Annotated in this window: 21 protein-coding genes; 16 read left to right on the forward strand and 5 right to left on the reverse strand. The window is 64.0% G+C overall.

From position 1 onward, the window contains the following. The first annotated feature begins 269 nt into the window (after positions 1-269). The 4 genes from dapA to purC all read left to right on the forward strand — a co-directional run bounded on the left by dapA (position 270) and on the right by purC (position 3872). The gene (gene dapA, locus OW493_RS13415; RefSeq protein ID WP_077380168.1) at positions 270-1154 is read left to right on the forward strand and encodes a 4-hydroxy-tetrahydrodipicolinate synthase; all 885 of its coding nucleotides are present in this window, start codon (positions 270-272) and stop codon (positions 1152-1154) included. Next, complete coding sequence (locus tag OW493_RS13420) at positions 1154-2092, forward strand: hypothetical protein (RefSeq protein ID WP_077380166.1); 939 nt, start codon at positions 1154-1156, stop codon at positions 2090-2092. The genes dapA and OW493_RS13420 overlap by 1 nt, the downstream gene beginning before the upstream one ends. 2 nt (positions 2093-2094) lie before the next feature. Beyond that, the gene (locus OW493_RS13425) at positions 2095-2961 is read left to right on the forward strand and encodes an MBL fold metallo-hydrolase (RefSeq protein ID WP_308457352.1); all 867 of its coding nucleotides are present in this window, start codon (positions 2095-2097) and stop codon (positions 2959-2961) included. Positions 2962-3155: 194 nt separating this feature from the next. Further along, positions 3156-3872, forward strand: coding sequence for a phosphoribosylaminoimidazolesuccinocarboxamide synthase (purC, locus tag OW493_RS13430; protein WP_077380164.1), 717 nt, complete (start codon positions 3156-3158; stop codon positions 3870-3872). A gap of 141 nt (positions 3873-4013) precedes the next feature. Here purC and OW493_RS13435 read toward each other — a convergent pair whose 3' ends face one another. Together OW493_RS13435 and tsaA are read right to left on the reverse strand one after the other, a co-directional pair. After that, positions 4014-4592 carry an NAD(P)H-dependent oxidoreductase gene (locus OW493_RS13435; protein ID WP_284729225.1) on the reverse strand — a complete coding sequence of 193 codons (579 nt, stop codon included), beginning with the start codon at positions 4590-4592 and terminating at the stop codon, positions 4014-4016. A 118-nt stretch (positions 4593-4710) separates the two neighbouring features. After that, positions 4711-5415, reverse strand: coding sequence for a tRNA (N6-threonylcarbamoyladenosine(37)-N6)-methyltransferase TrmO (tsaA, locus tag OW493_RS13440; protein WP_289864489.1), 705 nt, complete (start codon positions 5413-5415; stop codon positions 4711-4713). 359 nt (positions 5416-5774) lie between these two features. Here tsaA and OW493_RS13445 point away from each other — a divergent pair, with 359 nt between their 5' ends. From OW493_RS13445 to OW493_RS13460, 4 genes are all read left to right on the forward strand, one after another. Continuing rightward, on the forward strand, positions 5775-6443 hold the full coding sequence (locus OW493_RS13445) for a methylthioribulose 1-phosphate dehydratase (RefSeq protein ID WP_289864403.1): 669 nt from the start codon (positions 5775-5777) through the stop codon (positions 6441-6443). Further along, complete coding sequence (locus tag OW493_RS13450) at positions 6440-7036, forward strand: cupin (RefSeq protein WP_077380160.1); 597 nt, start codon at positions 6440-6442, stop codon at positions 7034-7036. The genes OW493_RS13445 and OW493_RS13450 overlap by 4 nt, the downstream gene beginning before the upstream one ends. Next, positions 7033-7713: an acireductone synthase gene (gene mtnC, locus OW493_RS13455; RefSeq protein ID WP_084207884.1), complete on the forward strand. Its 681-nt coding sequence runs from the start codon at positions 7033-7035 to the stop codon at positions 7711-7713. Before OW493_RS13450 ends, mtnC begins: the two co-directional genes overlap by 4 nt. A 107-nt stretch (positions 7714-7820) precedes the next feature. Beyond that, the gene (locus tag OW493_RS13460) at positions 7821-8339 is read left to right on the forward strand and encodes a GNAT family N-acetyltransferase (RefSeq protein WP_289864404.1); all 519 of its coding nucleotides are present in this window, start codon (positions 7821-7823) and stop codon (positions 8337-8339) included. 96 nt (positions 8340-8435) lie between these two features. Here OW493_RS13460 and OW493_RS13465 read toward each other — a convergent pair whose 3' ends face one another. The 3 genes from OW493_RS13465 to nadC form a co-directional block, all read right to left on the reverse strand. Then, positions 8436-9230: an SDR family oxidoreductase gene (locus OW493_RS13465; RefSeq protein WP_289864405.1), complete on the reverse strand. Its 795-nt coding sequence runs from the start codon at positions 9228-9230 to the stop codon at positions 8436-8438. 160 nt (positions 9231-9390) lie between these two features. Then, positions 9391-10050: a class I SAM-dependent methyltransferase gene (locus OW493_RS13470; protein ID WP_084207885.1), complete on the reverse strand. Its 660-nt coding sequence runs from the start codon at positions 10048-10050 to the stop codon at positions 9391-9393. A gap of 110 nt (positions 10051-10160) precedes the next feature. After that, positions 10161-11024: a carboxylating nicotinate-nucleotide diphosphorylase gene (gene nadC / locus OW493_RS13475; RefSeq protein ID WP_271303326.1), complete on the reverse strand. Its 864-nt coding sequence runs from the start codon at positions 11022-11024 to the stop codon at positions 10161-10163. A 254-nt stretch (positions 11025-11278) separates the two neighbouring features. Between nadC and ampD the strand changes: the two genes are divergently transcribed. From ampD to OW493_RS13515, 8 genes are all read left to right on the forward strand, one after another. Then, positions 11279-11890, forward strand: coding sequence for a 1,6-anhydro-N-acetylmuramyl-L-alanine amidase AmpD (ampD, locus tag OW493_RS13480; RefSeq protein WP_084207887.1), 612 nt, complete (start codon positions 11279-11281; stop codon positions 11888-11890). Positions 11891-12336: 446 nt separating this feature from the next. Beyond that, a complete protein-coding gene (aceE, locus tag OW493_RS13485) occupies positions 12337-15012 on the forward strand; it encodes a pyruvate dehydrogenase (acetyl-transferring), homodimeric type (RefSeq protein WP_077380148.1) in 2676 nt (891 codons plus the stop codon). A gap of 105 nt (positions 15013-15117) precedes the next feature. Continuing rightward, positions 15118-17172 (forward strand): dihydrolipoyllysine-residue acetyltransferase, encoded by a 2055-nt coding sequence (gene aceF / locus OW493_RS13490; protein ID WP_289864406.1) that lies wholly within the window; start codon positions 15118-15120, stop codon positions 17170-17172. A 223-nt stretch (positions 17173-17395) separates the two neighbouring features. Beyond that, positions 17396-18157, forward strand: a complete 762-nt coding sequence (locus tag OW493_RS13495; protein ID WP_077380144.1) for a TerC family protein — start codon at positions 17396-17398, stop codon at positions 18155-18157. Between the two features lie 537 nt (positions 18158-18694). Beyond that, positions 18695-19351 carry an adenylate kinase gene (gene adk / locus OW493_RS13500; RefSeq protein WP_077380142.1) on the forward strand — a complete coding sequence of 219 codons (657 nt, stop codon included), beginning with the start codon at positions 18695-18697 and terminating at the stop codon, positions 19349-19351. A gap of 288 nt (positions 19352-19639) precedes the next feature. After that, positions 19640-20335, forward strand: a complete 696-nt coding sequence (tsaB, locus tag OW493_RS13505) for a tRNA (adenosine(37)-N6)-threonylcarbamoyltransferase complex dimerization subunit type 1 TsaB (protein WP_077380140.1) — start codon at positions 19640-19642, stop codon at positions 20333-20335. 208 nt (positions 20336-20543) lie between these two features. After that, positions 20544-21359 (forward strand): undecaprenyl-diphosphate phosphatase, encoded by an 816-nt coding sequence (locus tag OW493_RS13510; protein WP_077380138.1) that lies wholly within the window; start codon positions 20544-20546, stop codon positions 21357-21359. 251 nt (positions 21360-21610) lie between these two features. Then, positions 21611-22354 (forward strand): class I SAM-dependent methyltransferase, encoded by a 744-nt coding sequence (locus tag OW493_RS13515; protein WP_077380216.1) that lies wholly within the window; start codon positions 21611-21613, stop codon positions 22352-22354.

The following is a 22354-nucleotide window of genomic DNA, read 5'->3' on the forward strand; positions in this document are numbered from 1 at the left end:
CCGGCGTCATCGGGCCCGTCCGGCGTGCATCTGTCCCGTGGACAGGCGAGGGAATCCATCGCTTTGCACAACCGGTGCAGATGGCGTCTGTACAGGCTTCGATGGTCTTTGTAACATCATCACCCTTGGCGCGACTCGCGTGTCGGCGTGCCCACGCAATCAGAGTCCTGCGTCAACCAATCTATGTCAGATGTCTGTCCCCGGGATCTGCTGTTTCAACAGCACAGGGACACGCCTGGCGCATCAGGCACCAGAGGAGAATTCGAGGGATGATCACAGGTAGCATTGTCGCACTGGCGACCCCGATGAAGGCCACCGGCGAGATCGACTGGGACGCCCTGCGCCAGCTGGTCGCCTTCCACCTCGAAAATGGCACCGATGCCATCGTCGCCGCCGGCACTACCGGCGAGCCGACCACCATGTCCTTCGCGGAGCACTTCGATGTCATCCGCTGTGTGGTCGAGACGGTCGCCGGCAAGATTCCGGTCATCGCCGGGACTGGCGCCAACGCCACCTCCGAAGCCGTCGAGCTTGCCCGTTATGCCAAGGAAGTCGGTGCGGATTACTGCCTCTCCGTGGCGCCGTACTACAACAAGCCGACCCAGGAAGGGCTCTATCAGCACTTCAAGGCCGTCGCCGAGCAGGCCGGCATTCCGGTCATTCTCTACAACGTGCCGGGTCGTACCTGCTCCGATATCTACAACGAGACGGTCTTCCGCCTCGCCGAGCTCGACAACATCGTCGGCCTCAAGGATGCCACCGGCAATCTGGAGCGTGGTCAGGAGCTGATCGACCGCCTCAAGGGCACCGATTTCGCGCTCTACTCCGGTGATGACCCCACGGCCTGCGACTTCATCCTGATGGGCGGCCACGGTGACATCTCCGTGACGGCCAACGTCGCACCGCGCCTGATGCACGAGATGTGCGCCGCCGCCGTCGCCGGCGATGCCGAGCGTGCTCACCAGATCAACACGCGCCTGATGCCGCTGCACTCCGCGATGGGCGTCGAATCCAACCCGATTCCGGTCAAGTACGCCATGCATCGCATGGCGCTGGCACCGGAAGCCGGCGTGCGTCTGCCGCTGACCTGGCTGTCCGAGCAGTATCACTCCACGGTCGATGAAGCGCTGCAACTGGCCGAGGTGCTCAACTGATGAGTCAGCGTCTTGTGCCACTGGCCCTGCTGACGGCTCTCGCGGTCGCCGGCTGCTCCAGTGATGGTTATTACTATGACCGCAACAGCGAGTATGCGGACGCCAGCATCGCGCCGCCGCTCGAGCTGCCCGAGACACGCAATCGTGCCGAATATCAGGACTCGATGCCGGTGCCACAGGCCAGCAGCGATTTCCTGGCCAGCGATGACTTCGAGGCGCCGCGTCCGCAGCCGCTGGCGACCAGCGAGAAGGGACAGCGTGAATTCGTCGCCCTGCGTCAGAGTGGCGATGCCCGCTGGCTGGCGGTGAATGCCGCGCCTGCAGCGGTCTGGACGCGCCTGCAGACCTTCGCGCGTGACCAGCAGCTGGACGTGCAGAGCATCGATGCCGGCAAGGGCGAGATCACCACCAGCCAGGGCGTGATCAGCGTCAATCAGGGCCTGCGTGCCGACGCCTCTGAAGTGCGTTGTCAGCAGGGCGGTGACGTCTCCGGCAGCTGCCTGAACGCGCTGCGTGGCTATCTGGCCGCCTCGCCTGCAGACAGCGGTGTCTCGCTGGCGGCGCAGTCGCTCAGCCGTGACGACCGGGTACGTCTGGAAGGCCGTGACGGTACCTGGCAGATCGACCTGGCACTGGATACCGAGCGCAGCTGGGCCGAGCTGCTCTACCAGCTGCAGAAGAACTTCAACACCGACTACCAGAAGCTGGTGGATCAGAACCGCTCACGTGGCGAATTCATGGTCAACTACATCCCGCGGGAAGATCGCGACGGTGGCTGGCTGGGGATCGGCGGGGATGGCGAGCCGCTGCCGATGGTGCTCACGCTGCGTGGCGAGCAGGATCATACGCTGGTCACAGCCAAGCGCGCCGACGGTGAAGAGACCACGCCTGCACTGGCCCGCGAGCTACTCGACGCCGTGGCGTCGACGCTGCGCTGAGCATGCTGCTTGATGCGTCTGCCGCCTCATTCGACCTTGCGTCGGATGAGGCGGCTGCGTTCTCGGCGCCGGCCCGCAGCGGCGTGATGTCGATGGCCTCGCTGGGCAGTGGCAGCAAGGGCAACGGCACGCTGATACGCACGCGCGAGGCGCTGGTGCTGGTGGACTGTGGCTTCACGCTCAAGGAGAGCGAGGCGCGTCTGGCGCGGCTCGGGGTGCATCCTTCGCAGCTGGATGCCGTGCTGGTCACCCATGAACATGGTGACCATCTGGGAGGCATCGGGCCGCTGGCGCGCCGTCATGGTGTGCCGGTGCATCTGACCACGGGCACCTGGCTTGCCGGCCGCGCGAAGAAGCTGGGCACGTTGCCGAGCCGTCATCTGATCACGCCGCAGCAGGAATTCGCGATCAAGGATCTCGAGATCCTGCCGGTGACCGTGCCGCATGATGCACGTGAGCCGGTGCAGTTCGTGTTCAGCCGACGTGGCGAGACGGCCACGCGGCGTCTGGGCGTGCTGACGGACCTCGGTCACGTCAGCGAGCACGTGCTGAGCTGCTTTGCCGACTGCGATGGTCTGGTGCTGGAGTTCAACCACGACCCGCAGATGCTGGCCAGTGGCCCTTATCCGCCCAGCCTCAAGCGGCGGGTCGGTGGACGGCTCGGCCATCTGGCCAACGCCCAGGCCTGTGCCGCGCTGCCGTATCTGGGGCTGGAGCGCCTGCAGCGGCTGGTCGCCTCGCACCTGTCGGAGAGCAACAATCATCCGTCATTGGCCCGGGAGGCACTGGCCCCCTGGCTTGCGGATGACGATAGCCGCCTGATCATCTCCGCGCAGGACAGCGGCTTTGGCTGGCAGGCCATCGCCTGATACTCATGACGCCCGGTCGCTTCGCGATCGGGCGTTTGTGATTCTGGATGAGCTGACCAGATGGACAGCTCTCGAATCACGCCATACACCAACGCCACGGTCCTTCTCGACTGGGCGTGACAGACTCAAGCGTGATCGATTCATCGTCGACCGCCTCAACACTCGACGCGACTAGCGTCATCAGGGGGAATCTCATGGAAAAGCGTGAAGAGCTCTACGCTGGCAAGGCCAAATCCGTCTTCGTCACCGACGATCCGGATCTTCTGCTGCTGGAATTCCGCGACGATACCAGTGCCTTCGACGGCAAGCGTATCGAGCAGCTGGACCGCAAGGGCATGGTCAACAACAAGTTCAATGCCTTCATCATGGAGAAGCTCAAGGCGGCCGGTATCCCGACCCACTTCGAGCGTCTGGTCAGCGACAACGAGTGTCTGGTCAAGCGTCTCGACATGATGGCGGTGGAGTGCGTGGTGCGTAACATCTCCGCCGGCTCACTGGTGCGTCGTCTGGGTGTCGAGGAAGGCCTCGAGCTCAATCCGCCGACCTTCGAGCTGTTCCTCAAGAACGACGAGAAGGGCGACCCGATGATCAACGAATCGCTGGTCGAGACCTTCGGCTGGGCAGAGCCCAAGCACCTGGCGCGCGCCAAGGAACTGACCTTCCAGGTCAACGACATCCTCAAGCAGCTGTTCCTCGATGGCGGCATCCTGCTGGTCGACTACAAGCTCGAGTTCGGTGTCTTCAAGGGTGAGGTCGTGCTGGGTGACGAATTCTCGCCGGACGGCTGCCGTCTGTGGGATGCCGAGACGCGCGAGAAGCTCGACAAGGACCGCTTCCGTCAGGGTCTGGGCGGCGTGATCGAAGCCTACGAGGAAGTCGGCCGTCGTATCGGGATCGATTTCACGGCGTGAGCATGGCGTGAGGCCGCCGCCTCACTCACGATGCACACATGAACGAGACGACCCTCCTGCCAGTGGCAGGAGGGTCGTCTCGTGTCAGAGGTTTGCATGTGCAGAGGTTCGCATGTGCAGAGGTGAAGCGGTACGGAGGCGTTACCCGTGGCGCAGTCTCGCCAGCTCGATCACCTGCTGTGCGACACTCGCCAGCGCGTGATCCTGACCTTCGTCATCCAGGCTGCCATCCTCGCGAAAGGCACTGCCTGCCCGGGATACCGCGATCTGCTGGGGCGCGACCAGCATGCCGAGGTTGTTCAGATAGAGTCGCACGAACGGCAGGGCGCGCATGCCGCCCATCCCGCCCGGGGACGCCGAGACGATGCCGACCGGCATGCCGCGCAAGACATCCATGCCGCTCTGGCCTTCGGTGTCCGGACGCGACAGCCAGTCAAAGGTGTTCTTGAGCAATGGGCTGAAGAAGCCATTGTATTCCGGGGTGGCCAGCAACAGCCCCTGATGGCTGGCAAACAGGGCCTGCAGACGGTCTGCACTGGCAGGACGCCCGTTGGCTTCTTCGCTGTCCCCATCGTAGAGCGGCATCGGGAAGTCGTTGAGGTCGAGCAGGTTGATCTCGGCTCCCTGATCGCCGGCCAGATGGGCGAGGCGAGTGATCAGGCGCCGATTGACGGAGGCCTTGCGGGTACTGGCGGCAAAGGCAAGCAGACGAATACTCATGCGGCGGACTCCCGGTGGAACACGTGAAGATGCTGGAATGCACGCCCAGTATGGTCAGGAGTCGTGACGGTTCGCCAATGCAATCTGGCATGGTCCTGATCTGGCACCGCTCTCTCGTTCAGCTGGCCACGATGGCGGCGACCTGCATCGTCAGGCTGCCGTCGGGTTGGGTGTACGCCGTGAAGCGCACATCCACGTCCACCAGCTGCACGCCATATTGACGCTTGCCATCGGCAGCCTTGGCGGCGTGGTAGGCGGGGCGCGGGTCCTGGGCGAGCACTTCCTCGATCAGCGCGCGCAGCGTGGCACTGTCGGAGCGCTGTTCAAGCTGCTGCTCGGCCTCGTCACTGAACATGACGGCATGGCGTGGCGGCGGGGCAGGCGCGTAACCGGCACGTGCCTGGGGCACGGCATCGACCCACGGCAGATAGGGCTTGATGTCCATCACCGGCGTGCCATCCAGCAGGTCATGGCCGCGCAGCAGCAGGCGCACGCCGCTGGCGCCTGTCTCGACGCCTGCAAGCTCGACCACCGACTGGCCCAGTCGGTTGGGACGATGGGTACTGCGCGAGGCGAACACGCCGGTGCGTGCATTGCCACCCAGGCGTGGCGGGCGGATCAGCGGCGTCCAGCGTGTGGGGCTGGCGTGGAACAGGAAGTGGATCCACAGGTGGCTGAAGCCGTCGATGTCGCGCACGCAGTCCGGGTCATCGAAGGGCGGCAGCAGGTGCAGGATGGCGGTGGCATGGCGTGCCAGACCCGGCTGGCGGGGAATGCCGAACTTGTCCGGGTAGCAGCTTTCGATGATGCCCACCGGCTGCATGGTCTGTTGCCCCAGTGTCATGGCCTGCTCACGCAGATGAGGGGGCAGCAGCGGCATGCGTCTGGCCAGTGCGGCATCGCTCATCGGGCGCTCGGTCGTGTCGGCGGTCGGATGGGGGCTGGCGGGCTGATCGGAAGAGGACATGGCAAGACCGTGGCAGAGGCTGAAGTGATGACGGGGCAGGGTGTCGTGTGACATCCCGGGCCGCCATGATGCCATGCTCGCCGTCGTACGGCATGACTGGTCTCGCCGGGCTGGCTTGTGTAGTCTGCCGCGAGAGCAGTGCCCAGCGGCACTGAGTCGTGATGCTGGCGTCGGAGCGAGAGCGCTCCACGCGATTCTTGAGGGCCAATCAGACCATGTCAGACCCCATCGCCATTGCCGCCACCGCCGATGGCCTGCAGCCGACGCTGGATCTTGATCATCTGGCGCAGGCGAGCCAGCAGTTGATCGAGGCCGGGCGCGCACTGGACGCTGCCGGTCAGGTGCCCGCCACGGGCGGCAACTTCTCCTGTCGCCTCAGTGATCGCCTGATGGCGGTGACTGCCTCGGGCTGCCACAAGGGCCGCCTGACCAGTGGCGATATCCTGGTCGGCGATTTCGCCGTCAGGTTGCTGGGCACATCACGCAAGGCCTCGGACGAGGCACGCCTGCATGGCCAGCTCTACGAGGATCTGCCGCAGGCGCAGGCGATTCTGCATACCCACTCCAGGGCCGCCACCGTGCTGTCGCTGTGTCATGAGGGCGATACCCTGAACCTGGAGGGCTTCGAACTCAACAAGGCCCTGGAAGGTATCAAGAGTCATGAGACGCCAGTACGTCTGGCGGTGTTCGACAATACTCAGGACATCGATGCGCTGGCGCTGGACGTGCGGGCCCGCCTCAAGGCGGATGTCGGCCTGCATGGCTACCTGATCCGTGGTCATGGCCTCTATACCTGGGCCAGCAGCATGACGGCCTGCCGCCGGCATGTCGAAGCGCTCGATTTCCTGATGGGCTGTGAACTGGAACTGAGGAGACAGCGATGAGCTTTCTGGCCATCTACGCCGAACAGGACGCCTCGCGTCCACAGTTGATCACGACCGATGGCGCGCGGATCGCCAGCGAACTCGAGGCCGAAGGCATCCGCTTCGAGCGCTGGACGGCGGGCTGCGAGTTGCGTGATCCCACCGACCAGGCTCAGGTGCTGGCGGCCTACGCCGACGATGTCGCGCGTCTCAAGCTGGAAAACGGCTTCGTGACCGCCGACGTGATCGGTCTGACGCCGGATCACCCCGAGCGGGAAGCGCTGCGGGGCAAGTTCCTCGATGAGCATCGCCACGCGGAGCACGAGGTGCGCTTCTTCGTGCGCGGCAGCGGCATCTTCTACCTGCATCTGGGTGAGCGGGTGCTGGCGGTCGGTTGCGAGAAGGATGACCTGATCGCCGTGCCGGCCGGTACCGCGCACTGGTTCGACATGGGACCGACGCCGGACTTCACCGCCATCCGCCTGTTCACCAATCCGGAGGGCTGGGTCGCCAACTTCACCGACAACGACATCGCCGCCCGCTTCCCGCGTCATGAAGCGCTGGCGGAACACTTCACCCAGACTGCCGCCCCGCATTCCCAGGAGTCCGCATGATTCGCGCCATCGTCACTGACATCGAGGGCACCACCGGCTCGATTCGCTTCGTGCATCAGGTGCTGTTCCCCTATGCGCGCGCCAATCTGGGCGATTTCCTGCGCGCCAATGCCGAGCGCGATGATGTCGCCGAGCAGCTGGCAGCCACCCGTGAGCTGGCCGAGGCGCCCGAGGCGGACCTCGAAACCGTGATCGGCATCCTGGAAGGCTGGATCGATGCCGATCGCAAGGCCACGCCACTCAAGGCCCTGCAAGGCATGGTCTGGGCGAAGGGCTACGCGGACGGCGACTTCACCGGCCATGTGTATCCCGATGCCGTGAAGGGATTGCGTGACTGGAAGGAACGCGGGCTGTCCCTGCATGTCTATTCTTCAGGCTCGATCCAGGCGCAGAAGCTGCTGTTCGGTCACTCGGATGCCGGGGATCTCACACCGCTGTTCGCGGGCTACTTCGATACCACGACAGGGCCGAAGCAGGAGGCCGAGAGTTATCGTCGGATTGCCGCGCATCTGGGCCTGCCGGGTGCCGAGATCCTGTTTCTGTCCGATGTGGTGGCTGAGCTCGATGCCGCCGCGGCCGCCGGCTTCCAGACCTGGCAGCTGGTCCGTGAGCCCGGCATGGTCACGGGGGATCACCCTCAGGCCAGTCGCTTCGATGAAGTGTCCTTCAGTGGGTGAGAGGCAGTCGCTGATCAGACGTCTCTCGACACCCTCTGAGCCACCGCGAGTCAGCCGCATTCCCGAAAGCGAATCGCCCCGTCCCGGGGCACAAGGAGGACCTACGATTGCACAGCCAGACCGATAGCCGCGCAGTAGCCTCGCGCATCAGCATCGTGACCGCGCAGCCGCGCCACGCCGCGGATCAGGCCGAGGTGTTCTATCAGGCCGTGATGCAGGGAGCGGCCAGTCACTATGATCTGGCGCAACGCCAGCAATGGGCGTCCCGTGTGCCCAGGGATGCCGAGCGCTGGGCGGCGCGCCAGCATCGCTTCGAAGTGCTGGTGGCCGAACGGGACGGGCGCTGCATCGCCTTCTGCGAGTATGCCCCTGAATGGCCGCTGGCCCGGATCGAGATGCTCTACGTCTACCCGGGGCTGACCGGGCAGGGGATAGGCACCCGCTTGCTGGAGGAGGCCGAACAGGACCTTCGCCGACGCAAGGTGCGGGTGGTGAGTCTGGAGGCCAGTCTGATGCTGTCGCCAGGGCTTGCACGCCGCGGCTGGGAGAGTCTGGGGCTTGAGCACGTCAAGCGAGGCGGCATCTGCCTCAAGCGCGAACGCTTCGAGAAACGTCTCGACGAGTGACGCGTGCGTCACGGTGATATCGGACATGAAGACGCCCCCACCGGTCACCCGGTGGGGGCGTCTTGCGTTCGACAGGGTAACGGACCTGGCTGGCGATCAGGCCATGGTATCGACGATACCGCCTTCCACCCGCAGCGCGGCGCCGGTGGTGGCGCTGGCCTGCTCGGAGGCCGCGTAGACGCTCATGTTGGCGACTTCCTCGGGGCTTGCCATGCGCTGGAGGATGGAGGTGGGGCGGGTCTGCTGGACGAAGTCGGCCTCGACCTCCTCAAGCGTCCTGCCTTGCTCCTCGGCGCTCTTCTTGAGCATCTCGAGCACGCCCTCGGAGCGGGTCGGCCCGGGCAGGATGGCGTTGACGGTGACCTGCGTGCCGGACAGCACCTTGGCGAGCCCGCGTGAGACGGACTGGACGGCGGACTTGGTCATGCCGTAATGGACCATCTCGCTGGGGATGTTGAGCGCCGACTCGCTGGACAGGAACTGGATGCGCCCCCAGTCGCGCTCCTTCATGCCACGCGCATAGTGGCGGGACAGACGTACTGCCGACATCACGTTGACCTGGAAGAACTGCTCCCAGGTGTCGTCGTCGGTCTCGAAGAAGTCCTGTGGGGCGAAGATGCCGACATTGTTGATCAGGATGTCGGTGTCCGGGACGGTCTGGATCAGCGTGTCGCAGCCTTCGCGCGTGCCCAGGTCCGCGGCCACGCCCTGTACCCTGCTGTCAGGGACGTCACTCTTGAGCTGGGCGATGGCGTCATCGACACGTGCCTGGGTACGGCCGGTCAGGGTGACGCTGGCACCCGCGCGGGCGAGTCCCGTCGCGATGGCAAGGCCGATGCCGGCGGTGGAACCACTGATGATGGCGCTGCGTCCGTGTAGATCAATCTGCATGCAACCTCCTTCACGGCAAGCGACGGCGTTCGCACACGATGGCCTGGCACCTGGGTGAGTGCCGAGACAACGGTCACGAATCGGCTCGCTGCTGTCATCTGGATGTCCTTGTTGCGTGGCGGTGCCGGGCGCGCAATGCAAGGGGCAGCGCCGGTGCGGATCAGATCTTGCGAAGGTGCATGTGACGCAACAGGCCGCCAGGCCCGAGGTCGCGGTCTTCCATGCGCTGTATGGCATGCCCTTCCAGCAGGCCATCGAGAGGCACGCTGAGATTGGTGGCCAGCAGGCGGGCCAGCGGATTGAGCAGCCGCCGGATCACCCCGGCTGGCTGTTGACCGCGCAAGCCCTTGTCGAGCAGGGACATCTCGCCGTCCGATGCCAGCACGCGCAATGCTTCATCGAAGGCTGTCTGCGGTTCTGGCACGACCGCGAAGATCAGGTGGGCGATCACGACGTCAAAGTGGCCATCGGGAAAGTCGAGCGCCATGGCATCGCCCAGCTTGACGTTGGCATCGAAGCCCAGCGCCTCGGCGCGCTCGCGGCAGCGGCGCAGCATGGCGGGCGAGGCATCGACCACCTCGAGTTCGATGTCACGGGGCAGGAAGGGCAGGTCGAGCCCGGTGCCGCCGCCGAGCAGCAGCACGCGAGTCCCGGCTTTCAGGTCCAGTGTCGCGATGGCGTCTCGGCGTGCCGAGCGCAGGGCACGCGCTGCCACGCGGTCGTAGATCGGTGCGTAGAGGCTCCAGCGGCGGGTCTGCCAGCGTCCGCCTGACACCGTGGAGGCGGCAGGCGGACGCTGATGAGGAGATGGCGAGGACATGGGGCGCCTCCCTGGCGGTATGGCAAGGCGTCATGAAGATGGACCGGTGTCACCGGTGGCATCAGCAGGACAGGAGCTGACCAGCAGGAAGACACTCACCTGTCATCTGGCTAGCGGGTCTCGACAGTGTAGATGCGCATCGACAGGTCGATGGCCGTCACGTCCTTGGTCAGCGCGCCGATCGAGATGCAATCCACGCCGGTGGCGGCGATGCCGGCCAGGGTGCTCTCGTTGACGTTGCCCGAGGCTTCCAGCACGGCTGGCCTGGCATGCGCCTTGTTGCGCGCGACGGCCTCGATGAGCTGATCGTTGTTGAAGTTGTCGAGCATGATGACGTCGGCACCGGCATCCAGCGCCTGTTCCAGCTCCGCGAAATTCTCGACTTCCACTTCGCAGGTCAGGTCCGAGGCGATATCGCGTGCCTCACGGACGGCGGCCGCGATGCTGCCACAGGCGGCGATATGGTTTTCCTTGATCAGGAAGGCGTCATACAGGCCGATGCGATGATTGTGGCCGCCCCCGCAGCTGACGGCGTATTTCTGGGACACTCGCATGCCGGGCAGCGTCTTGCGGGTATCCAGCAGACGCACGCCGCTGCCTTCCACGAGTGAAGCGTAGTGGTGGGCGCGGGTCGCGGTGCCGGACAGCGTCTGCAGCAGATTGAGTGCTGCGCGCTCTCCGGTCAGCAGCGAGCGAGCGGGACCTTCCAGCTCAAGGAAGGGCGTGTCGGCCTCGAGTCGGTCACCATCGCTGGCCAGCCACTTGAGACTGACACGCGAGTCGAGGCGACGAAAGAGCTCATCCACCCAGGGCACGCCGCACAGAATGGCCGCCTCACGGCTGATCACCCGGGCCTTGGCCCACTGTCTTTCGGGAATCAGCTCGGCGGTGATGTCGCCACCGCCAACATCTTCGGCGAGCAGGCGGGCGGCGCTGGTGCGGATATCCTCGGCGAGGGCGTCGTGGAAGTTCATGCGCGTCTGATCCTTGTGCAAGAAGTGCTGCCGGAGCTGGTATCGCGCCGCAGGAAGCCCCCCGACACAGACCCATGGCTGCCGAGCATGCCATAATGTGCGCCATTATAGGAAAAGCCGCGCGGGCGGTCAGTCCCTGTGTGCGATACCGGTGCGATATCTCGCCTGACGGTGCACCGGGCCGGCAGGATCACGATCAGGCCGTCATGAAACTCACGCCCCGCGTGCAATGTCGTTCCCGTCTGGAGTCATCGATGCCCCCCTCGTCTTCCTCCCCATGGTCGGGCCAGCTGGCGCGACTGGCCGTCACCCCTGAGCACTGGCTGGAAAATGCCCGTCAGGTGCCGTCGCCCAACCACAATGCGCGTCCCGAGGGCGAAGTGTCGGCATTGGTGCTGCATTCCATCAGCCTGCCACCGGGGCGCTTCGGGGGGCCGGCCATCGAGCAGCTGTTCACCAATCAGCTCGACCCCGGTGCCCATCCCTACTTTGCCGACATCCATCATCTGCGCGTCTCGGCGCATGTGCTGATCCAGCGTGATGGTCGTCTGGTGCAGTTCGTGCCCTTCGATCGTCGTGCCTGGCATGCGGGGCGGTCGCGCTGGCATGACGGAGCGCGTGAGCGCGTGGAGCTCAATGACTTCAGCATCGGCATCGAGCTCGAGGGCGATGAGGTGCACCCCTACCGCGAGGTGCAGTACCGGACGCTGGCACGGACGGTCGCCGGCCTGATGGCCCGCTACCCGGCGCTGACCCGTGAGCGCATCACCTCGCATGCGCGGATTGCGCCGTTGCGCAAGACGGATCCTGGTCCCGCCTTTGACTGGGCTTACTTCGATCGCCTGCTGGACGACATTCAGGACTAAGGTCGCAAGTGCCTCGCGATGGTGCAATGCAGCATGCAGGTGCCGGATTCCGGTCAGGGAGCGTAGCCACGGGGCGCGTTGGTAGTTTTATTACAAGACGTGCTCCAGGCGACGGCTGGCATGCGGCGGGAAATCCCGCTCGGCACTGGCCGAGACCCGCACGGCCACGGCGGTGCCAGTCCATGGCGCACGGCTGCGCGGCCATGCGCACCGAATTGGCACGGGGGGGTGTTTGCGGTATCTTTCACGCCAAATGACTGCATCTTGTGCCCTGCTTTGACGCACGAAGCACAACGCATCTGCAGCCGGAGTCTCCGGTTGCCGCGGTTTTATCGGAGACGCGGCCCACTCAGAAGGCTGTGCCCACACTGAAGAGCGCCACTGGTTCCGATGTAGCATTTCGTCGGAACAACTGACAAAAAATTTCTTCACTCGGAGAGACGTCTATGAGTCTGGAGGCAAGAGAAGATCTCGATCCGATCGAAACCACGGAATGGTTGGACTCCCTGGAATCGGTTCTGGATCGTGAGGGTGAGGATCGTGCCCAGTACCTGATGTCACGCCTGGCCGACCGCCTGCGTCGTGATGGCCATCAAGTACCCTTCTCGGTGACCACGCCCCATCGCAACAGTATCCCCGTGCACCGCGAAGCGCGCATGCCGGGCGACCTGTTCATGGAGCGTCGTATCCGTTCGCTTATCCGCTACAACGCCATCGCTCAGGTGATCCGCAACAACCGTGCCCACAAGGGCCTGGGCGGTCACATCTCGAGCTTCATGTCCAGTGCGACGCTTTATGATGTAGGTTTCAACCACTTCTTCCGTGCACCGGAAGGCGATTTCGAAGGTGACCTGCTGTATATCCAGGGCCACGTGGCACCGGGTATCTATGCACGTTCCTTCCTGGAAGGTCGTCTCAGCCAGGAGCAGATGGACAGCTTCCGTCAGGAAGTCGACGGCAATGGCCTGTCCTCCTATCCGCACCCGTGGCTGATGCCGGATTACTGGCAGTTCCCGACCGTCTCCATGGGTCTGGGCCCGATCCAGGCGATCTACCAGGCGCACGTCATGAAGTACCTCAACTCGCGTGAGTTGAAGTCCATGTACGACCGCAAGGTGTGGTGCTTCATGGGTGACGGCGAGTGTGACGAGCCGGAATCCCTGGGGGCCATCTCGCTGGCGGGTCGCGAGAACCTCGACAACCTGATCTTCGTCATCAACTGCAACCTGCAGCGTCTTGATGGTCCGGTGCGCGGCAACGGCCGCATCATGGACGAGCTGGAAGGCGTCTTCCGTGGTGCCGACTGGAACGTGCTCAAGGTCACCTGGGGTCGCTTCTGGGATCCGCTGTTCGAGCAGGACAAGAAAGGCATCCTGCAGAAGCGCATGGACGAGGCGGTCGACGGCGACTACCAGAACTACAAGGCCAATGGCGGCGCGTACACGCGTGAGCACTTCTTCGGCAAGTACCCGGAGACGGCCGATCTGGTCAAGGACATGTCAGACGACGACATCTGGCGTCTGAACCGTGGTGGCCACGACCCGTACAAGGTCTACGCGGCGTATCACGAGGCGGTCAACAACGCCAATGGTCGTCCGACCGTCATCCTGGCGCACACCGTCAAGGGTTACGGCATGGGCATGGGCGATGGCGAAGCGGCCAACGAAGCCCACCAGGTCAAGACCATGGAGCACGAAGCGCTCAAGACCTTCCGTGATCGCTTCGGTATCCCGCTGACCGACGAGCAGCTCGAGGAAGTGCCGTACTACAAGCCGGCGGACGACAGCCCGGAAATGAAGTACATGCACCTCATGCGCGAACGTCTGAACGGCTACCTGCCGCAGCGTCGCACCGAGTATGAAACGCTGGAAATCCCGCCGCTGGACGACAAGATCTTCGCGTCCCAGCTCAAGGGCTCCAACGGTCGCGAAGTGTCCACCACCATGGCATTCGTGCGCGTGCTCAACGGTCTGGTCAAGCACAAGACCCTCGGCGAGCGTGTCGTGCCGATCATTCCTGACGAAGCGCGTACCTTCGGCATGGAAGGCATGTTCCGTCAGCTGGGCATCTACACCGCGGCAGGCCAGAAGTACGAGCCGGTCGACAAGGGTCAGATCATGTATTACCGCGAGGACCAGAAAGGTCAGGTCCTCGAGGAAGGTATCTCCGAAGCGGGCGCCATGTCCGCGTGGGTGGCGGCGGCAACGTCCTACGCCAACCACAACCTGCCGCTGATGCCGTTCTACGTCTACTACTCGATGTTCGGCTTCCAGCGCATCGGTGATCTGGCGTGGGCCGCGGGCGACCTGCAGGCACGTGGCTTCCTGGTCGGCGGGACCGCCGGGCGTACTACCCTGAACGGTGAAGGTCTGCAGCACCAGGATGGCCACAGCCATATCCTGGCCTCGACCATCCCGAACTGCCGCACCTACGACCCGACCTATGCTCACGAAGTGGCGGTCATCGTGCAGGACGGCATGAAGCGCATGTTCGAGCAGCACGAGCCGGTCTTCTACTACCTGGCGGTGATGAACGAGAACTACGAGCAGCCGGAGCTTGAAACGGTGCCCGCAGACGACATCATCAAGGGCATGTACCTGCTCAAGGAAGGCGCGAAGGACGGCAAGGCACGCGTTCAGCTGCTGGGTTCCGGCACCATCCTGCGTGAAGTCGAAGCCGCTGCCGTGATGCTGAAGGACGACTACGGTGTCGATGCCGACATCTGGAGCGTCACCAGCTTCAACGAGCTGCGTCGCGAAGCGCTGGAACTGGATCGTCAGGCCTTCCTCAAGCCGGAAGAGACCCCGGCCAAGCCGCACATCACTCAGTGCCTGGAAGGACGTGACGGCCCGGTCGTGGCGGCCACTGACTACATGAAGCTGTTTGCTGACCAGGTTCGCGCCTGGGTGCCGGCTGACTATCACGTGCTCGGTACCGATGGTTTCGGTCGTTCCGATACCCGCGAGAAGCTGCGTCACTTCTTCGAAGTCGACCGCAACTTCGTCACCGTCCAGGCCCTGAAGGCGCTGGCGGATCGTGGTGAGATCGACCGCAAGGTGGTCGCGGAAGCGATCAAGACCTACGGCATCGACCCCAACAAGCCGAATCCGCTGAGCGTCTGAGCGGAGATCGCGGAACAGGCGAGCGGCACTCCATCCTCGACATCAAGATGATGCGAAGGTGATTCGGGTGTCGCTCCCCGTGCACGTTTTGGAAGGAGCACGATCTTGAGCAGCGAAATCATCAAGGTTCCCGACATTGGCGGTAGTTCCGATGTCGAGATCATCGAGATACCGGTGGCGGTCGGAGATGTCATCTCCGCCGAAGACACCATGATCACTCTTGAGTCCGACAAGGCCAGCATGGATGTGCCGGCACCGAAGGGCGGCAAGGTGGTGAAGATTCTCGTCAAGGAAGGCGACACCGTCTCCGAAGGCGACGACATCCTGGAGCTGGAAGCGGAAGGCGGTGGTGACACCTCCTCTGACGCTTCTGACGAGCAGGAAGCGCCGAAGGAAGAGGCTCCCAAGCAGGAAGCGTCTGAGCAGCAGGCGCCGAAAGAGGCCGCTGCTGCACCGAAGGCCGCTTCCGGTGGTACCCGGACCGTCGACATCGTCGTGCCGGACCTGGGCGACTCCGAGGCCGTGCCGATCATCGAGATGGCGGTCTCCGAAGGCGACGAAGTCGACGCCGAGGATGCGCTGATCACGCTGGAGTCCGACAAGGCCAGCATGGACGTCCCGAGCCCGCACAAGGGCAAGATCGTCAAGCTGACCGTCAAGGAAGGCGACAACGTCGCGTCCGGTGACGTCATCGGTCAGATGGAAATCGCCGGTGAAGGCGGTGACAGTGCGGCGGAATCAGCGCCGGCGGAAGAATCCTCCGCGTCTGCGTCTGCGTCTGAGTCTGAAGAGACCGCCTCTGAAGCGCCGGCTGCCGAAGAAGAGCAGGCCTCCGGTGAGCCGGCCTCCGGTGAGCCGGAGCGCAAGGAATTGCGTGTCCCTGATCTCTCCGGCAGCGACAGCGTGCCGATCATCGAGATGGCCGTGGCCGTCGGTGATGAGGTCAACGAGGAAGACGCGCTGATCACGCTGGAATCCGACAAGGCGACCATGGACATCCCGAGCCCCTACAAGGGCAAGGTGGTGGAGCTTTCCGTCAAGGAAGGCGACACCGTGTCCGAGGGCGACCTGATCGGTTACCTCGAGGTTGCCGGTGCCAAGCCTGCGCCGAAGGCTGCCAAGGCGGAGGCTCCGGCCGCGCCCAAGGCAGACAAGGCCGAGCAGAAGCCTGAGCCGACACCGGCCGGTACGCCGAGCCCGGAAGCCCAGATGGCGGCCCACAAGCCGAGCAAGGGTGCCAAGGTCCACGCAGGGCCTGCGGTTCGCCTGCTGGCGCGTGAGTTCGGTGTCGATCTGGCGGACGTCTCCGGCAGCGGTCCGAAGGGCCGTGTGGTGAAGGAAGATGTCCAGGCCTACGTCAAGCAGATGATGCAGAAGGCCAAGTCCGCACCGGCAGCCCCTGCCGCGCAGGCCACCGGCGGTGCCGGTATCCCGCAGGTGCCGGATCAGGACTTCAGCCAGTTCGGTGAGATCGAAGAGTCGAAGATGGGCCGCCTGATGAAGGCGGGTGCCACCAACCTGCATCGCAGCTGGCTCAACGTTCCGCACGTGACCCAGTTCGATGAAGCCGACATCACCGAGCTCGAGGCCTTCCGCAAGTCCATGAAGGCCGAGGCAGAAGCGGCAGGCGCCAAGCTCACGCCGCTGCCGTTCATGATCAAGGCGGCTGCCCACGCGCTGGCCAAGTATCCGCAGTTCAACGTCAGCCTCAAGTCTGACGGCGAGACCCTGGTGCACAAGAAATACGTGCACATCGGTATCGCGGTGGATACGCCGGACGGCCTGATGGTGCCGGTGATCCGCAATGCGGATCAGAAGAGCCTGCTGGAGCTGGCCCGCGAATCCGTGGAGCTGGCCAAGAAGGCGCAGACCAAGAAGCTCAAGCGCGAAGAGATGACCGGTGGTTGTTTCACCATCTCGAGCCTTGGCTCCATTGGGGGTACTGCCTTCACGCCGATCGTCAACACGCCGGAAGTCGCCATCCTGGGTGTCTCCAAGGCGCAGATGAAGCCGGTGTGGGATGGCGCTGCCTTCCAGCCGCGTCTGATGATGCCGCTGTCACTGTCCTACGATCACCGTGCGGTGAACGGGGCGGATGCGGCACGCTTCACGGCGTATCTGGCTCAGGTGCTGACCGACGTGCGTCGTCTGCTGCTCTGATTCGCACCTTGCATGACAAGGGCAGGTGCCAGATGGCCTGTCGACAGAACGGCCTCCTTCGGGAGGCCGTTTTTTTGTGCATGTCCGTTGGCGTGGCAGGGCGGCGACAGCTGTTGCTGCCCTGCACAACATGCGATGCTTCACGCCAACCTGCCGCGATCTGCCGCATCGTGCTGGCACTACCCGGGAAGGCCGGTTCTCGCAACACACAAGGAGCAAGACAATGGAATGGTTGATGGACCCTTCGGCATGGGTGGCTCTGGCGACCCTGACCGCGCTTGAGATCGTGCTGGGCATCGACAACATCATCTTCCTGTCGATTCTGGTCGCGCGCCTGCCCGAGGCTCAGCGCCAACGTGGCCGCATGATCGGTCTCGGCCTGGCGATGGGCATGCGCATCGTGCTGTTGATGTCGTTGTCATGGCTGATGTCACTGACGACACCGTTGTTCAGCGTGCTGGATTTCAGCTTCTCCGGGCGGGATCTGATCCTGGTCTTCGGGGGGCTGTTCCTGCTCGGCAAGAGCACCCATGAGATCCATGCCAACCTCGAGGGTGAGGACCCGGCGGAAGAGGGCGCGAAGAAGGGCGGTGCCAGCTTCATGGCGATCATGGTCCAGATCGCGTTGATCGATATCGTCTTCTCGCTGGATTCGGTGATCACGGCGGTGGGCATGGTCGACCATCTGACGGTGATGATCATCGCGATCGTCATCTCGGTGGGCATCATGATGGTGGCGGCCAAGCCGATCGGTGATTTCGTCGATCGCCACCCGACCATCAAGATGCTGGCCCTGTCCTTCCTGATCATGGTCGGCATGATGTTGATGGTCGAAGGCTTCGGCGTCCATGTGCCCAAGGGCTACATCTACGTGGCGATGGCCTTCTCGCTGGCGGTGGAAATGCTCAACATCCGGCTGCGCGGCAAGCGGGCCAAGGCGGTGCGGCTACGTCGCAGCAGCCAGGCGGAAGAGGTCGCCGAGTGAGGTCATGACCCCCAGGCCATGACGCCTGAACCCTGAAATGAGTGGAACCCTGCCATGACGCCCCTGCGACCGAGTGCCGCGGGGGCGTCATGCCATCGTGAGGCTGGATCACGAGGCGCTGCACGCGCCGATCGCCTCGTCCGTCATCAATGAGCCAAAACAGTGCCAAGGGGCGTCATGCGCGCCTTTGGTGTGCTTGTGCGATGGCCGTGTGAGCGGTATCGTCAGCCCTTGCGTTGCATAGCGATGACATAATGAGATCGTCAGTGCGTGGAGAGTGTTCGTCACGCCACCAGTCGGTCCGCTTCCTGTTTCATCCTGGTCGCAAGCCGCTCGAGGCCCCGTGGCTGTCTCCTTCACTGTCATGTCGATGGGGAGACACTGCGCAGGTCAGCGCGTGAGCCGAGTCGTCTTGAGCGCTCGGCGGCCAGAGCGCCTCGGATGGCCATCTGCCGTCGAGGGTAGGGCACACAAGCCCGGATGACCCATTTACACCCGTTTCACGCTTTTCATTTGCACACTCAAGGAGCAGTACCGATGCGTTTGATCCTGTTGGGCGCCCCCGGCGCCGGCAAGGGCACTCAGGCCCAGTTCATCTGCGAGCGTTTCAACATCCCGCAGATTTCCACCGGAGACATGTTGCGTGCAGCGGTCAAGGCCGGCAGCGAGCTGGGGCTCAAGGTCAAGGAGATCATGAATACCGGCGGGCTGGTGTCCGACGAGATCATCATCGCTCTGGTCAAGGAACGCATCAGCCAGCCCGACTGCGAAAACGGCTTCCTGTTCGATGGCTTCCCGCGCACCATTCCGCAGGCTGACGCCATGAAGGAAGCGGGCGTGAAGCTGGACCACGTGGTCGAGATCGCCGTGGCGGACGAGGAAATCGTCAAGCGCCTGTCCGGTCGTCGTGTGCACCCGGATTCCGGTCGTGTCTATCACATCGAGTACAACCCGCCGCGCGAGGAAGGCAAGGACGACGTCACTGGCGAAGCCTTGATCCAGCGTGAAGATGACCGTGAAGCCACGGTGCGCAACCGTCTGTCCGTCTACCATGAGCAGACCGAGCCGCTGGTCGAGTACTACTCCAGCTGGTCCGCCACTGGCGATGCCCAGGCACCGGCCTACCATCGCATCGAAGGCATCGGCTCCGTCGATGACATTCGTGCCCAGCTGGTCAGCGCGCTGGAGCAGTGAGTCGCGTTGCCTGAGACGGCATGAGGACTATGGCGCCGCCATGGCCCGCATGATGTGCTCTTTCGGTATCAAGCGCCTTGAAAACGCCCGCAGGCTTTGTCTGCGGGCGTTTTCTTTGGTCGCGAAAGCGAAATGGCGTGTTGCGACAGACCCCTTCTGCAGCGCAGGTTCGCGGCCTGTGGCACGACTGACGCACAGCGCCGACACCTGCCGTGGACACCCTGCGTCTTTTGCTGCTAGCGGGGGACGGGTAGAATCGCATCACATTTTTCTGATGATGAACCGCCCATGACCACGCTTCTGGCCATTGATGCATCCTCCTCCGCCTGTTCCGTTGCCCTGTGGCAGGACGGCGTTGTTACTGCCGAGCGCTGTGAAGCTCCCCGTCAGCATACCCAGCTGATGATGCCGATGATCGAGACGCTGCTGGCAGACGCCCAGCTGACGTTGAAGGATCTGGACGCGCTGGCCTATGGCCACGGCCCGGGTTCCTTCACGGGCCTGCGCATCGCGGCTGGCACCATCCAGGGGCTGGCCTTCGGGCTTGAGGTGCCGGTGATCGGTGTCTCGACCCTGGCGGCGCTGGCGCTGCAGGCCCATCGCCATCACCACGCCCGTTTCGTGTTGCCGATGCTGGATGCCCGCATGGGCGAGCTTTACACCGGCGCCTATCGTGTGGCGACCTCCGCCGAAGGTGAGGTCGAGGTCAGCCAGCTGCTGCCCGAGCAGGTCGTGGCGCCGGGACTCGTGGAGTTGCCCCAGGAGCTTCGTGAGCACGACTGGCTGGCCATCGGTTCCGGGCTGGTCATGCACGATGCGCTGCCGGAAGCCTTGCGCGCCAGCATCGTGCAGCGTCTGGAGGCACCGCAGCCGGATGCCGAGGACATGGTCATCCTGGCGGCACAGGCCTTTGCGCGCGGCGAGGCAGTCGCTGCCGTCGAGGCGCAGCCTGTCTATCTGCGCAACGAGGTGGCATGGCGCTGATGGCGCCAGGGATCGCCATCCTCTCGCGTCAGTCAGGTGGTCTGCCAAGGCTGCCGTAAGGTTTCAGCATCACACTGCGGCCCCCTGATGTCGGTCGCGCATCGGCTGACAGGGAACCGTTCTGTCATCACCGCACCTCGCAGTGCCACAGGCGATGTCTGTCGTCCGTGTGGGCCATTGAGGCCCGTTACTCTTAAAAGGATGTTTCATGGAACTCATGCACGTGGTGGCGTTGGCCGTCATTCAAGGTCTGACCGAATTTCTGCCGATTTCCTCCTCCGCTCACCTGATCCTGCCCTCCCAGGTGCTTGGCTGGCCGGACCAGGGACTGGCCTTCGATGTCGCGGTCCATGTCGGTACTCTGCTGGCCGTGGTGATGGCCTTTCGCAAGGATGTCGTCAATATCCTCGCTGGCTGGTTCGGACAGTTCAGCGGTTCTGGCGGGCTTGCGGCGCGTCAGACCGACGACAGCCGTCTGGGCTGGGCGGTATTGCTGGCGACGCTGCCGGCCGTCGTCTTCGGTGGCCTGTTGGGCGATGTGGTGGAAACGGCCGGGCGTTCGACTGCCGTGATCGGCACGACCACCATCGTCTTCGGTCTGCTGCTGTGGTGGGCGGATGCCAAGGGCACGCGCACGCGGGATCTGGCGACGCTCACGCTCAAGGGGGCGTTGATCATCGGTCTGTTCCAGGCATTGGCACTGATTCCGGGCACCTCGCGCTCGGGCATCACCATCACTGCCGCACTGCTGCTGGGCTTCGAGCGTCAGAGTGCGGCACGCTTCTCCTTCCTGCTGTCGATTCCGCTGATTCTCGCGGCGGGCTCACTCAAGGGGCTGGAGCTGATCGAGACCGGCAGTGAAGCCCAGCTGTTCGATGTCGGACTGGGTGTGGTGCTGTCCTTCGTCTCGGCGCTGGTGTGCATCAAGCTGTTCCTCAAGGCCATCGACAGCATCGGCATGTTGCCCTTCGTCATCTACCGTCTGCTGCTGGGCGTGCTGCTGTTCGGCATGCTGTTGCTGTAAGTCGCGTACGGCAGGTTCAGTCTTTCTCCGACGGCGTCGCTCTTGCGGCGCCGTCGGCGTTTCTGTCAGCCTTGCTTGCGCTTATCATGTCGCCTTTGTGCTGGTCTTTCGCGAGTCCCAGCGTCTCTTCATTTCCATAGAGCCCGTTCATGCTGCCATCCGATCCCCTCGCTCTTTCCTCTGACGCCGCTGACGCGACCCCCGTGATCGCCATCGCTCGCTCGCAGCTGGCGGTGCATCCGGAGCTCGCCATGCTGGCGGCGCACTTCGGGATCGCCATCCGGGACGATGATGCGTTGCCGGCTCTGCGGCTCGAGGTGGCGCAGGACGAGCAGGGCGTACCGCGGGTCGTGATCGCCGGTGACGAGCGCGAGTACGGCAAACCGCTGCATGTGGATTTCGTCGCTGGTCGGGCGGACCACCGCCGGCGTTTCGGCGGGGGACGCAATCAGCTGATCGCGCGGGCCTGTGGCCTGAATCGCGGCGTGCTGCCAAGCATCGTCGATGCCACCGCCGGGCTGGGGCGCGATGCCTTCGTGCTGGCAAGTCTCGGATCGCCGGTGCTGATGATCGAGCGTGTCGCCGCGACGGCGGCGATCCTGGTCGATGGCCTGACCCGCGCGCAGGGCTGTGCAGACGACGAGATACGCGAGATCGCGCTACGCATGCAGGCGCTGCAGGGGGATGCCTCGCGTGATCTGGGAGAGCTCGTCGCGCTGTGGGATCAGCCGCCGCAGGTGGTGCATCTGGATCCGATGTACCCGCACCGTGACAAGTCCGCGCTGGTGAAGAAGGAGATGCGGCTCTTCCGTGCCCTGGCGGGGGATGACGCGGATGCGCCGGCCTTGCTGGATTCGGCACTGGAGGTCGCGACCCATCGGGTGGTGGTCAAGCGTCCGCGCAAGGCTGAGCCGATCGGCGGCATCGCGCCGAGTCATGTGGTGGAGGAGAAGACCAGCCGCTACGACGTCTACGTCAAGCAGGCGCTGCGCTAG

Origin of the sequence: Cobetia sp. 14N.309.X.WAT.E.A4 (assembly GCF_030397495.1) — a bacterium.
Lineage (GTDB): Bacteria > Pseudomonadota > Gammaproteobacteria > Pseudomonadales > Halomonadaceae > Cobetia > Cobetia marina.

Coding starts and splice junctions, on each gene's coding strand:
- dapA (WP_077380168.1), top strand. CDS start 270: ATGATCACAGGTAGCATTGTCGCACTGGCGACCCCGATGAAGGCCACC.
- OW493_RS13420 (WP_077380166.1), top strand. CDS start 1,154: ATGAGTCAGCGTCTTGTGCCACTGGCCCTGCTGACGGCTCTCGCGGTC.
- OW493_RS13425 (WP_308457352.1), top strand. CDS start 2,095: ATGCTGCTTGATGCGTCTGCCGCCTCATTCGACCTTGCGTCGGATGAG.
- purC (WP_077380164.1), top strand. CDS start 3,156: ATGGAAAAGCGTGAAGAGCTCTACGCTGGCAAGGCCAAATCCGTCTTC.
- OW493_RS13435 (WP_284729225.1), bottom strand. CDS start 4,592: ATGAGTATTCGTCTGCTTGCCTTTGCCGCCAGTACCCGCAAGGCCTCC.
- tsaA (WP_289864489.1), bottom strand. CDS start 5,415: ATGCAGCCGGTGGGCATCATCGAAAGCTGCTACCCGGACAAGTTCGGC.
- OW493_RS13445 (WP_289864403.1), top strand. CDS start 5,775: ATGTCAGACCCCATCGCCATTGCCGCCACCGCCGATGGCCTGCAGCCG.
- OW493_RS13450 (WP_077380160.1), top strand. CDS start 6,440: ATGAGCTTTCTGGCCATCTACGCCGAACAGGACGCCTCGCGTCCACAG.
- mtnC (WP_084207884.1), top strand. CDS start 7,033: ATGATTCGCGCCATCGTCACTGACATCGAGGGCACCACCGGCTCGATT.
- OW493_RS13465 (WP_289864405.1), bottom strand. CDS start 9,230: ATGCAGATTGATCTACACGGACGCAGCGCCATCATCAGTGGTTCCACC.
- OW493_RS13470 (WP_084207885.1), bottom strand. CDS start 10,050: ATGTCCTCGCCATCTCCTCATCAGCGTCCGCCTGCCGCCTCCACGGTG.
- nadC (WP_271303326.1), bottom strand. CDS start 11,024: ATGAACTTCCACGACGCCCTCGCCGAGGATATCCGCACCAGCGCCGCC.
- ampD (WP_084207887.1), top strand. CDS start 11,279: ATGCCCCCCTCGTCTTCCTCCCCATGGTCGGGCCAGCTGGCGCGACTG.
- aceE (WP_077380148.1), top strand. CDS start 12,337: ATGAGTCTGGAGGCAAGAGAAGATCTCGATCCGATCGAAACCACGGAA.
- OW493_RS13495 (WP_077380144.1), top strand. CDS start 17,396: ATGGAATGGTTGATGGACCCTTCGGCATGGGTGGCTCTGGCGACCCTG.
- adk (WP_077380142.1), top strand. CDS start 18,695: ATGCGTTTGATCCTGTTGGGCGCCCCCGGCGCCGGCAAGGGCACTCAG.
- tsaB (WP_077380140.1), top strand. CDS start 19,640: ATGACCACGCTTCTGGCCATTGATGCATCCTCCTCCGCCTGTTCCGTT.
- OW493_RS13510 (WP_077380138.1), top strand. CDS start 20,544: ATGGAACTCATGCACGTGGTGGCGTTGGCCGTCATTCAAGGTCTGACC.
- OW493_RS13515 (WP_077380216.1), top strand. CDS start 21,611: ATGCTGGCGGCGCACTTCGGGATCGCCATCCGGGACGATGATGCGTTG.